Raw genomic sequence first — 11,358 nt, 5'->3', positions numbered from 1 at the left:
GTGGCGGGGGTGCCGCGTCGGCCGCCCCGTCCGGGGCCCCCGCGGGGGAGGGCGAGGACGACGGCATCCCGGACGACACCGTTCCGACCGACGAACTCACGCCTCCCGAGGGCGAGTTCAGTGAGGAGCAGCAGGACTATCTCACCGACCGCGTCCCCGAGGGCGCGGACCCGGGCGCCATCCTCGATCTCGGCTCCGAGGCGTGCGACCGGCTGGACTACCTGGAGCGCCACGACCGCGAGGCGGCTCTCGCCGCGCTGCGCGACGGCGAGATCGCCGAGGCCGAGGCCGCGATCGAGCACCTGTGCCCCGAGTACGCCGACCTTCTGACGGAAGCCCGAGGAGAAGAGTGACGCGACTGCCCATCGTGGTGGCCATCCCCACGAAGAACGAGGCCGCCAACATCGCGACCACCGTGCGCTCGGCCATCGGCCACTTCGCCGCCGTGGTCGTGGTGGACTCCGACTCCACCGACGACACCAGGGCGCTGGCCAAGGCCGAGGGCGCCGAGGTCGTTCCCTACACGTGGGACGGCCGCTACCCGAAGAAGAAGCAGTGGTGCCTGGAGCACGTGCGCCCGGACCTCCCCTGGCTGCTGTTCCTCGACGGCGACGAGACGCCCAGCGCGGAACTGCTGCTCGAACTGCGCCGGATCTTCCTCGACGGCCGCGAGGTGCGGCCCGCGGCGTTCGACATCCCGCTGCGCTACTGGTTCGCCGGGCGGCGGCTGCGGCACGGCTACACCATCGTCAAACGGGCCCTGCTCGACCGCACCCGCACCCGTTTCCCCGAGCCCGACGACCTGGCGGCGCCGGGGATGGGCGAGCAGGAGGGGCACTACCAGCCGCTGGCCGAGCCGGTGTTCCGGCTGCGCGCGCCGATCGAGCACCTGGACCTGGACCCGGTGCGGACCTGGTTCGAGCGGCACAACCGGTACTCGGACTGGGAGGCGTGGCTCGAACTCCACCCGGAGGTGCGGGAGCAGATCCGTGCCGCCAAGACGCGGCAGGGCCAGGTGTTCCACCGCGCGCCGTTCAAGCCGCTGCTGTCGTTCGGGTACTCCTACCTCTTCCGCCTCGGCTTCCTCGACGGCCGCGCGGGCCTGGACTACGCGCTGGCGATGAGCTTCTACCGCTGGCAGATCGGCCTGAAGACCCGCGAGGCCCGCCAGGACACCGGCTGAGCGCCGCGCCCTCCGCCGCGGGGGGCGGCGGCCCGGCGCGGACGGCCCGGCGCGGACGGCCCGGCGCGGACGGCCCGGCGCGGACGGCCCGGCGCGGCGGGCGGCCGGCCTCACCGCGTCAGGGGCCGGCGGGGGGCCACCCGCGCGTAGACCCGCTGGAGCGTGTCGAGGACGCCACCGAGGGTGAAGTCGGCGCGGACCAGCTCGAACGCGGCCGAGGAGGACTTCTCGTTGGCCGCCGGGTCGAGGAGGTCGAGGACGGCGTCCGCGACGGCGGAGCCGTCGGGGATCACCCGGCCCGCCCCGGCGCGGGCCACGTCGGGCGCCAGGCCGGTGGTCCCGGTGACCACGACCGGCGTGCCGACCGACATCGCCTCCAGCACCGAGACGGAGAACGCGTCCTGCACGGACGGCAGCACGAAGACGTGCGCCGAGCGCAGCAGCGCCATCACCGCCTCCCGGCCGTCCACCGGGCCGATGTGGTGCAACGCCCCGCGCACGCCCAGCGCTTCGGCCCGCGCCAGCGTCTCGGCGAGCGCCCCGGTGTCGGGCCCGGCCAGCACGAAGCGCGCGTCGGGGTGGCGCGCCAGCACGGCGGGCATCGCGGCGACGAAGTCCCCGGGGCGCTTGCCCTCCTGGATCCGCGCCAGGTAGAGGATGACGGGCGGGCCCTGGGCGGTGCGCCGCTCCGGCTGGGCGGCCACACCGTTGACCAGCCGGTGCTGCGGGGCGATGGGCGCGGGGGCCACCACGGCGGCCGTCTCGCGCCGTTCCCGGTCGGTGAGATAGAGGACGGCGTCGGCGCGCCGCAGCACCCGTCGCACGCCGAGGGCGTCCACCAGCCGGGCCACCCGTTTCTCGGTCGGGTCCACCATGCCGTGCGTCTGGAGCACCAGCGGCGTCCCGGCCGCGAGCGCGGCCAGCGCGAACGGCAGCGTGATCAGGTCCCGCATCAGGTGCACGTGGACGACATCGGCCGACCTGGCGAGGCGCCACGCCCGCGCCAGCAGGGAGGGCGAGGTGATGCCGCTGACCTCGAAGCGGGGCAGCACGTGCCGCGCCCGGAACAGCCGGGCCGGGACCTCCTCCACCTGGCGCGGCAGCGGGCCGGGGAAGCCGTCGCCGAGCGCGATCAGCGTGGCCTCCTCGCCTCGCTCGCGCAGCCCCCGGCACAGGCTGAGCGCGACGCGCGTGGGCCCGCCGAACGCGTGGGTCGGCGTGTGCAGCGTCACCACATGCAGGATTCTCATGCGGTGTTCTCCGGGCTCTGCACGGTGAGTTGGTCGCCGACGGAGACCTTTCCCGCGCGCACCACGGAGAGCTTGACGCCGAACGTGACACCGCCGTCGGGGTGCCGGCGGTAGGTGGCGAGGGTGCGCAGCGGCTCGGGACCGGCGCGGGTGCCGCGCTCCTGGTCGACCACCGTGACCGCGCAGCGCTTCGCGGGCTTGGCGTAGGCCAGTTCGGCGGAGCCGACGGCTATGCGGCGGGCCAGGTCCTCGGCGTGCGGCTCCCAGCCGGTGGCCACGATGTTGGGGCGGAAACGCGCCATGTCCACGGGGGCGCGGCCCGCGTCGGCGATGCGCGCGTTGAGATGGGCGAGGCTGGCCTCGCCGAGCAGGTGCACCGCGCCGCTGTCGGCCCAGCCCGCCGTCCCGGGCGTCTCGCCGTCGGTGACGCGGTGGTGCTCGGGCGGCACGCGGACCAGGCGGCTGGGGACGCCGAGCACGGCGGTGAGCCAGGCGGCGGCCTCCTCGCCCTGGTCGATGCCCCGGTAGTGCGCGGCGAACAGCGTGACCGCCCGCCGCTCGCCGCCGGTGCGCACCGGGATGGCGATCTCCCCCGCCCCCTCGGCGGCCAGGGTCAGCAGCTCGCCGCCCTCGTCCACGCGCGGGTGGATCAGCGCCAGCGCGGGGTCGCGGCGCTGGGTGCGGAAGACACCGGCCGGATCGGTGACCAGGAAGGCGCGGTCGTGCGCGAGCCCGGCCGGGGTCAGCGGCCCGCCCGCCAGTGGCACCCCCGCGCAGCCCTTGACCGGATAGGTGTGCAGCTCGGCGACCACGATCATGCCGTCATCCTGCCACCCCGCGCGCCCGTTCCGTCGGGATTCGGTGAAGAGCCGTGGGACTGCGGGGTGTTACCTTCATGTCCGCGCCCTGCGCCTCACCCTGGTGCGGGACTTCTACGGCGAACTCGTCGAGCAGTCTGAGAGGGGACGCGGGTGGCGACGACCCAGGTGCCCGGCCGCGCGGTGCTGTCCCGGCCGCTGTCGGTGCCGCTGATCGGCGGGCTGGTCGGGGCGCTGCCGCTGGCGGTCGCGGCGCAGCCCGGCGAGGGGCTGCGCGACACCGCGTTCTGGCTCCAGCTCGTGGTGGCCTGCTACGCGGGCGTGCGGCTGTGCGCGATGGTGCTCTCCGGGCGGCGGCGGCTGATCCAGGGCGCCTTCTGGCTGTTCTGCTATCTGGCGATGGGCATCGCGCCGCTGGCGCAGAGCGTGCTGGGCCGCGACCCCACCCCGGTGCTCGGCCCGCGCGAGGACACCCAGCTGGCCACCGCGCTGGTGCTCTGCGGCATGGCCGCCTTCGACGTGGGCGCGCTGCTGGCCAGACACCGTCCCGCGATCACCACCAGGCGCCGCCCGCCGGCCACCGTGCACCGCCAACGGCTGTGGCTGCTCGTGGCGTTGGCCTATGTGGCCAGCGCGCTGCTGATCGTCCAGCTGGGTGGGCCCGGCGTCTTCTTCACCAGCCGCCAGGAGATCAGCACCAGCCTGAGCGAGGCCACCGGGGCCCAGGCGGGCGACGCGGGAGGTGAGGCGGGCAACGCGCTGCTGCGAGGCTTCGGCACGGTGCCGGCGCTGCTGGCGCTGCTGTTCCTCACCCGCTGGCTGGTGACGTCCCGCGCCGCCCGCAGGCTGCCGTCCGTGGTGCTGCCGTGGGCCGGGCTCGTGGTGGTCAACGCCATCGTCAACAACCCGATCTCCAACCCGCGTTACTGGTTCCTCACGGTGCTCTTCGCGCTGCTGTTCACGGTGTTCCCGCGCAGCACCGTGATGTACCGGGCGTCGCTCGCGCTGGGCGTGGTGATCGCGCTGCTCGTCTTCCCCTTCACCGACCGCTTCCGGTACGACGAGGACGGGCGGCGGCCGGTCGAGTCGGAGGCGCTGCTCGAACCGCTGGTCGTCAAGGACTACGACCAGCTCAACATGTTCGCCAACACCATCACCTACGCCGCCGACGGCAACGGCCACACCTACGGCGAACAGGTCGCGGGCGCCGCGCTGTTCTTCGTGCCGCGCGGCGTGTGGGAGGGCAAGCCCGAGGACACCGGCTTCCTGGTCGGCGGCTGGATGGGCACCAGCAGCGCCAACCTCTCCTCCCCCCTCTGGGCCGAACTCTGGCTGGACTTCGGTCCGCTGGGCATGAGCGCGGGGATGCTGGCGGTGGGGTACCTGGCGGGGCGCACCGACCGGCGCTATGTGCGGCGCACGCTCGACGACCCGTCACCCGGCAATGTGCTGGCCGTCGTGGTCCCGGTGCTCGCCGGGTACAGCTTCATCCTGCTGCGTGGCTCGCTGCTCCAGGCGTCGGGCCGGATCGGCATCGCGGTGGTCTGCCTGCTGCTGGTGACCACCCTGCGCGACAACCGGCGGGCGCGCCTCGACTGAACGGCGCGGGGGGCGCCGGGGGGCGCGGTGGTGGTGGTGCTCTTGACGGCGGGCGCGGGGCGTTCGATCCTCATGTTCGAGCCACCCCCCACATCTTCGCGCCCCCACCGCGTCACCGGAGCCGCCGTCGTGTTGCGTCCCACCCGTGCCCCCCTCGCCGTCCTCACCGCCTGTCTCGCGCTCACCGCGCTCACCGCGCTCCCCGCGTCGGCCGCCGCCGCGCCGGCCGCACCACTGGCCGCCCCGGACATACCGCTGGACCGCCTGACCGGCCAACTCGCCGATCTGGCCGCCATCGCCGAGGCCAACGGCGGCAACCGCGCCCACGGCCGCCCCGGTTACACGGCCTCCGTCGACCACCTCCAGGAGCAGCTGGACGCCGCCGGATTCGAGACGGTGCGCCAGGAGTTCACCCAGAGCGGCGTCACCGGCTACAACCTGATCGCCGAGTGGCCGCAGGCGGCCACCGACGAGATCCTGATGACGGGGGCGCACCTGGACTCCGTGGTCTCGGGCGCAGGCATCAGCGACAACGGCTCCGGCTCGGCCGCCGTCCTCGAAGTCGCCCTGGCCGTCGCGGAGTCGGGCCTCACCCCGGAGCGGCGGCTGCGGTTCGGGTGGTGGGGGGCCGAGGAGCTGGGCATGGTCGGCTCCCGGCACTACGTCGACTCGCTCACGGACCAGGAGCTCGCGTCCTTCTCCGCCTACCTCAACGCGGACATGGTCGCCTCGCCCAACGCGGGCTACTTCGTCTACGACGACGACCCGGCGATCGAGGCCGTCTTCGCCGACTGGTTCACCGCGCAGGGCGTGACGACCGAGGCGGCCGCCGAGGTGCGGGGCCGCTCCGACCATGTGGCGTTCGACGGCGTAGGGATCCCGGTCGGCGGCGTCTTCACCGGCGCGGGCCGCGTGATGACCGCCGCCCAGGCGGCGCAGTGGGGCGGCGAGGAGGGGCTCGCGTTCGACCCCTGCTACCACCAGGCGTGCGACGGGCTCGACAACATCGACGAAACGGCCCTCGACCGCAACGCGGACGCGCTGGCGCACGCCGTATGGGAGCTCGGCTCCTGAGTGACGCCGCGAACCGGCACGAGAACCGGCGCGAATCCCGCGCCCGGACCGCCTGAGGGACAGCCGCGGAAACGGAAGCACCAACCGGCGCGGGGACAGGCGCAGGGACAGCGCTCAGCCCCGAGCGCAGACCGAAGCGCGCACCGGCGCACGGACCAGCGGGGAAACCGGACAGGCACTCAACCCCGAGCCCAGACCGCACCCACAACCGGAACGCGCACCAACACACCGACCAACGCGAAACCGGGCGCAGCCCCGAGCGCGCGTCGGCGCGCGGACCGGTGGGAGTGCGGCCCGGCGCTCAGCCCTGAGCGCCGGGCCGCACCAACGCACAGCGCGAGGGTCGGGCGGAGCCCTCGGGCGCTCAGGTGCGTACCACCGTGCGCAGTTCGAGTGCCACGCGTGCCCAGACGGCCGTCGCCTTGCATGCCGAGCCCAGGGCCAGGCCCCAGGCCGCGCCCGTGATGCCGCCGATCGCGTAGCCGGCCAGCAGGAAGCACACCGACAGCGCCGAGAAGACCACCTGGAGCGGCAGCGTGGCGCGCGGCGTGAGCACCCGCAGGGTCAGCAGCCCGCAGGTGCCCAGCGCCATGGCGGCGTACTGGCTGCCGGTGGCGGGGAGCAGGTCGGCCGCCAACGCCCAGGTATCACCGAGGAGTTCACGCCCGGCGCGGTCGGGGAGCAGGGAGAGCACCACGGTGAGCGCGGCGGCCAGCGCCGCCAGCGCGCCCCCCGCCGTCCCCGCGATCCGCGCCTGCCGGTGCGCGCCCCCGTGCCGGGCGAGGAGCGGAGGGCCGAACCCGGTGGCCGCGTTGAACAGCACGTTCATCGGCCCGAACAGCGTCGTCGCGCCACGCAGCGCGCCCACCGCCGGCGCGGAGGCGAAGACGCCGAGGCCGACGACGGCGAGCTGGGAGGAGGCGTTGCCGACGCCGAACTCGACGGCGAAGCGGCGCCCGAGGTGGCGGCGGTCCAGCAACGCCCGCACGACGGGGACGCCCGCGCCGCGGGTCAGGCGCGTCAGCAGCAGCGCCGAGAGCGCCAGGGCGGGCAGCGCGGACAGGCCCCAGACCAGCACCATCCGCCCCGGGTCCGTGCCGTGCGGCTGCGCCGCGAGCAGCGGCAGCACCACCGAGCAGCGCAGCAGGTCGGAGACGAGCGCCAGCTGCGGGCGGCGCAGCACGGCGAACGTGTACCGCAGCGCGTCCTGCGTCAGCACCACGGGCAGCACGACGCCCAGCGCGGCGAGCCCGGCCGCGAGCCGGCCGGGCAGCGCGAACGTGGCCAGGGCCAGCACCGCGCCGAGCGCGGCGGAGGCGGCCAGGGTGAACGCGGCCGAGGCCCGGCAGTGCCGGTGCAGGGACGTCTCCCGGCCGCGGCGCAGCGCCAGCGGCTGGCCGACATAGGCGCCGGTCAGGCCGAGGAGCAGCGTGAAGACGGTGTAGACGATGGCGAACGAGGCGAACCCGTCCGCGGTGGACTGGCGCGCCGCGACGATGACGACGGCGATGTTGGTGAACGCCGCCACGCCCTGGTCGGCCACGGAGGCGACCACCGCGGAGGCGGGGGCCGAGCCGGGCACGGAGGCCCCGGCGGGTCGGCTTATGTGGTCGCTGCTCACGGCCGGGGGGACCCGTCGTCGAGGTCGGCCGGGTCGAGGACGCGCAGGCCCAGCGTCTCCGAGCCCACGTCGCGGTAGTCCTGCTGGGTGGCGCGGGCGGCGCGCCGCTCCTGTTCGCGCTCGCGGGAGTCGACGCTGGCCACCCGCGGTCGGGTGCCGGGCACCTCGGTGGCGTTGGCCTCGCCGCGGTCCGCCTCCTGGCCGCCGCCCCAGGAGTGCAGCACGGCGCCGAGCAGCGTGCCGCCCGCGCCGACGACCAGCTCCCGCACCCGGGCGAGGTCGTCGCGCCGCACCTGGCCGGGGTCGCAGACCACCAGCACCCCGTCCACCCGGTCCACCAGCGCTATGGCGTCGGCGTAGGAGAGGACGGCGGGGGCCAGGGCCACCACGACCGCGCCCTTGGCGTCGGCGTGGGAGATGAGCTGGGTGGCGGCGGGGGCGGTGAGGGCGCGCGGCACGTTGCGCACCCGGCGTCCCGGCACCAGGTCGAAGATGCCGGACTCGCCCGCGTCGATCGGCACCTTGGAGCCGGCGGGCCAGGTGCCCTCCCGGTACCCGGGCGCCCCGGCCCAGCCGGGGCGGCGCCCCCCGTCGGTGTGGCGCAGCTGCTCGGCGAGCGTCGGCGTCCGCAGGTCGGCCTCCACCAGCAGGGCGTCCATCCCCATCTCGGCGAAGGCGGCGGCCAGGTTGACCGAGGCGGCCAGCGGGGTCTCGATGGAGCCGCGGGGCGCGACGACCAGCAGCCTGCGGCGCTGCGCGAACGCCTCGTCGTAGGCCAGCCGGAACGCCACGGACCGGTACTCCTCGGCCAGCCGCCCGGCGGCGAGCAGCTGGTCGGGGTGGCCGCGCCCGGTGCGGGGCAGGACGCCGAGGACGGGGGCGCGCAGGGCGCGGGTCACGTCGCCCGGCGAGCGGACGGTGGGGTCGAACACCAGCCGCACCCAGGCGGCGAGCAGGCCCAGGCCGATGCCGACGACATAGCCGAGGCCGAGCAGCAGCGGCAGCCCGGGGCCCGCGGGGCTGCCGGGCGGGGTGGCCTCGGTGATGATCCGGCCGCCGGTGGTGTCGAGCGCCTGGAGGCTGGAGATCTGCGCGTTGATCTCGGAGATCTGGCCGGTGACATGGGACAGGTCGGCCACCGCGCTGTCGTAGGTCGAGCTGCCCTCGACGAGGCCGTCGAGCTCGGTCTCCAGCTGGTCGCGGCGGTCGAGGAGCGGCTGCCGCTGGCCTTCGAACGAGGCGACGTTGTGCGCGATGGACTCCTCGGCGTCGGCCCGCCGGTTGGCCAGGTACGCCGCGACGAAGGCGTTGGCGCGGTCGGCCGCCGTCTCCGGGTCGCCGTGGGAGTAGGCGAAGCGCAGCACCTCGGTGTTGGGCGGGTTGGTGACGGTCAGGCCGCGCTTGAGCTCACCGGCCGCGCCCGGCTCGCCCAGGGCGTCGGCGGCCCGTCCGGCGATGATGTCGCTGACGGCGGTGCGGCGTTCGGAGCCCATGGCCACGCGGTCCACCGGCGAGGCGGCGAACGGGTCGGCGGTCGGAACGCGGACGGTGACCTCGCTGGTGGCGATGTACGCCTCGTTCCCCGAGAGTCCGAGCCAGGCGCCGCCCGCCAGGCCGAGGAGGATGCCGCAGACGATCAGCAGGCGGTAGCGCAGCAGTTGGCGGAACTGGTCGCGCAGCAGGTCGGGTTCGTCCTGGCCGCCGGCGCCGCCGGGGCCGCCCGTGCCGATCCGCGGGTCCTCGCGCACCGCGCTCATCTCCTTCTTCCCTTCGGGGAGGCGCCGCCCGCCAGGGCGAGCGCCTCGTCGAGCAGTGCGGTGACGCGGTCGAGCCCGGCGGCCCGCGACAGATGGGTGGCGGCGTACTCGGCGCCGCGCCGCCCCAGCGCGTCACCGGCGGCCGGGTCGGCGGCCAGCTCGCGGGCGGCGGCGGCGAGCGCGGCCGGGTCCTCGGGCGCGACCAGGTGCCCGGCGGCGGAGCGCCGCACCTCCTCGGCGGTGCCGCCGGCGGCGGCGACCGAGGCCAGCACGGGGCGACCGGCGCGGAAGTAGGAGGTCAGCTTGGAGGGCACGCTCATGTCGAGGACGGCCGCGCGCTGGGTGACCACCAGGATGTCGGCGGCGGCGAGCACGTCGGGGAAGTCCTCGTCGGCGGCGGGCGGCAGGATCTCCACGCCCGGCACGGACGCGGCCAGTTCGGCGAGCCGGGGGCGCTGGCTGCCGTCGCCCATCAGCACGACGCGCAGCTCCGGCGCCCGGCGGGCCGCCTCGATCAGCACGTCGAGGCCCTGCTTGAGGCCCATGTTCCCCGAGTGCAGCAGGACGGTGGCCTCCGGCGGCCAGCCGAGCCGCTCCCGCACCCGTGCCCTGGAGGCCGAGGGCGCCGCGACGTGCGACCAGTTGGGAACGAGCCTGATGCGGTCGGCGGGCACACCGAGGGCGGTGAGCCGCTGGCGGAAGCTGTCGTGGATGACCCCCACCAGGGTCGCCCCGCGCAGCATGCGGCGTTCGACCGCGGAGGCGGCCGAGGCGGCGCGGCCCCCGCCGCTGATGCCGCTCTGCGCGGCGGCGGCGCCCATCAGGTCCTGCACGATGGGCAGATAGGGAACGCGGTGACGCCCGGCGAGGCGCGCGGCCAGCAGGCCGCCGGCCAGGCTCGGCACCTGCGCGAGCACCGCGTGCGGGCGGGCCATGCGCGGCGGCGCCAGCAGGCCGTGGGCCAGGATGGACGCCTCGTACAGGGCGCGCCTGGCGGCGGTCTGGCGAGGGGGAACGGAGTGCCGCCTGCGGTGGACGAGCACTCCCGCGCGCTTCTCCACGGTCCGCCACTTCCCCCGGTAGGCGGGATCCAGGCGCCAGGCGGGATAGTGCGGCATCCCGGCGAGCACGTGGACCTCGGCGTCGCGGCGGGCGGCCAGGTGCTCGGCGATCTGGGTGGCGTAGGGGCCGATTCCGGCCTGCTCGGGCGCGTAGTTGGTGGACACGAGCAGCAGCCGTTCGCCCACTGTGGGTCTCCTCCCGAGGGGGTCCGCCGGCGCCGGCAGCGGCACGACAACGGTAAGTATCCAGCCTACGCGCAGAATTGCTACGCCATGTGGCGCTAGGGTCGTCGGGATGGTCACGCGTGAAGAGCGCGTGAATCCGGTGAACGCCTTGCGACCAGTGGGGGGTCGGGCTGATGCCACACACCGTGGGATACGCACCAGGGGTCTACGACCTCTTCCATGTCGGGCACGTCAACATCCTGCGGCACGCCAGGAGCCGCTGCGACTACCTGGTGGCGGGCGTCGTCTCGGACGAGATGGCGGCGCGGGCCAAGGGCAGGCCGCCGGTGATCCCGCTGGTGGAGCGGCTGGAGATCGTCCGCTCCATCCGGTACGTGGACGCCGCGTTCGTGGAGACCGTCCCGGACAAGCTGGAGACCTGGCAACAGATCAGGTTCGACGTGCTGTTCAAGGGTGATGACTGGCGCGGCACCCCCAAGGGGCGGCGCCTGGAGCGGGACTTCGCCACGGTGGGCGTCCAGATCGTCTACTTCCCGTACACCGTGCACACGTCCAGCACTCAACTCAGGGGAGCGCTCGATGCGTTGACGGGTGGCCGGGTGGAAGCGGCCGAAAGGGCGGACAGCTCGCGGAACCACTTGACCGAGAACGCCGCGCAGAAGAGCACATAGACCCCGCAGAGCACCGCGTAGCCCACCCGGAACGCGCTCTCGCTGCCCAGCAGCAGGAACAGCGCGCACAGCGTCCCGTAGTCCACCGGGAGCAGCGCCACGGCGCGCGGCCCGGAGGGCGGCGTCGGGGGGGCGGCG

9 protein-coding genes and 1 pseudogene are annotated in these 11,358 nt (G+C 74.9%); 5 read left to right on the top strand and 5 right to left on the bottom strand.

Going from position 1 to position 11,358, the window contains the following annotated elements; genetic code table 11:
* A pseudogene (locus ADY01_RS25860) lies at positions 1-353 on the top strand (hypothetical protein); the annotation flags it as partial.
* The gene (locus tag ADY01_RS25855; protein ID WP_049578318.1) at positions 350-1,183 is read left to right on the top strand and encodes a glycosyltransferase family 2 protein; all 834 of its coding nucleotides are present in this window, start codon (positions 350-352) and stop codon (positions 1,181-1,183) included. The pseudogene ADY01_RS25860 and the gene ADY01_RS25855, both read left to right, overlap by 4 nt.
* Positions 1,184-1,293: 110 nt before the next feature.
* Here ADY01_RS25855 and ADY01_RS25850 read toward each other — a convergent pair whose 3' ends face one another.
* Both ADY01_RS25850 and ADY01_RS25845 read right to left on the bottom strand, forming a co-directional pair.
* Positions 1,294-2,433, bottom strand: a complete 1,140-nt coding sequence (locus tag ADY01_RS25850; protein ID WP_049578316.1) for a glycosyltransferase — start codon at positions 2,431-2,433, stop codon at positions 1,294-1,296.
* Positions 2,430-3,251, bottom strand: a complete 822-nt coding sequence (locus tag ADY01_RS25845) for an MOSC domain-containing protein (RefSeq protein ID WP_049578315.1) — start codon at positions 3,249-3,251, stop codon at positions 2,430-2,432. Before ADY01_RS25845 ends, ADY01_RS25850 begins: the two co-directional genes overlap by 4 nt.
* A 153-nt stretch (positions 3,252-3,404) precedes the next feature.
* Here ADY01_RS25845 and ADY01_RS25840 point away from each other — a divergent pair, with 153 nt between their 5' ends.
* Together ADY01_RS25840 and ADY01_RS25835 are read left to right on the top strand one after the other, a co-directional pair.
* A complete protein-coding gene (locus ADY01_RS25840) occupies positions 3,405-4,850 on the top strand; it encodes an O-antigen polymerase (RefSeq protein ID WP_234320416.1) in 1,446 nt (481 codons plus the stop codon).
* A 129-nt stretch (positions 4,851-4,979) separates the two neighbouring features.
* Complete coding sequence (locus tag ADY01_RS25835; RefSeq protein ID WP_049578323.1) at positions 4,980-5,924, top strand: M20/M25/M40 family metallo-hydrolase; 945 nt, start codon at positions 4,980-4,982, stop codon at positions 5,922-5,924.
* A gap of 364 nt (positions 5,925-6,288) precedes the next feature.
* Here ADY01_RS25835 and ADY01_RS25830 read toward each other — a convergent pair whose 3' ends face one another.
* The 3 genes from ADY01_RS25830 to ADY01_RS25820 are packed head-to-tail and all read right to left on the bottom strand — an operon-like array spanning position 6,289 to position 10,549.
* Entirely contained in the window at positions 6,289-7,506 is a 1,218-nt protein-coding gene (locus ADY01_RS25830) for a hypothetical protein (RefSeq protein ID WP_049578313.1), read from the bottom strand.
* A 35-nt stretch (positions 7,507-7,541) separates the two neighbouring features.
* Positions 7,542-9,302: a lipopolysaccharide biosynthesis protein gene (locus tag ADY01_RS25825; RefSeq protein WP_234320415.1), complete on the bottom strand. Its 1,761-nt coding sequence runs from the start codon at positions 9,300-9,302 to the stop codon at positions 7,542-7,544.
* Positions 9,299-10,549 carry a glycosyltransferase gene (locus tag ADY01_RS25820; RefSeq protein ID WP_049578311.1) on the bottom strand — a complete coding sequence of 417 codons (1,251 nt, stop codon included), beginning with the start codon at positions 10,547-10,549 and terminating at the stop codon, positions 9,299-9,301. Before ADY01_RS25820 ends, ADY01_RS25825 begins: the two co-directional genes overlap by 4 nt.
* A gap of 173 nt (positions 10,550-10,722) precedes the next feature.
* Between ADY01_RS25820 and ADY01_RS25815 the strand changes: the two genes are divergently transcribed.
* Complete coding sequence (locus ADY01_RS25815) at positions 10,723-11,220, top strand: adenylyltransferase/cytidyltransferase family protein (RefSeq protein WP_049578309.1); 498 nt, start codon at positions 10,723-10,725, stop codon at positions 11,218-11,220.
* The last annotated feature ends 138 nt before the right edge of the window (positions 11,221-11,358 follow it).

Origin of the sequence: Streptomyces sp. SBT349 (genome assembly GCF_001083795.1) — a bacterium.
Classification (GTDB): Bacteria; Actinomycetota; Actinomycetes; order Streptomycetales; family Streptomycetaceae; genus Streptomyces.
The sequence above is the reverse complement of the archived record's forward strand: the minus strand, read 5'-3'. Positions and strand labels throughout refer to the sequence as shown.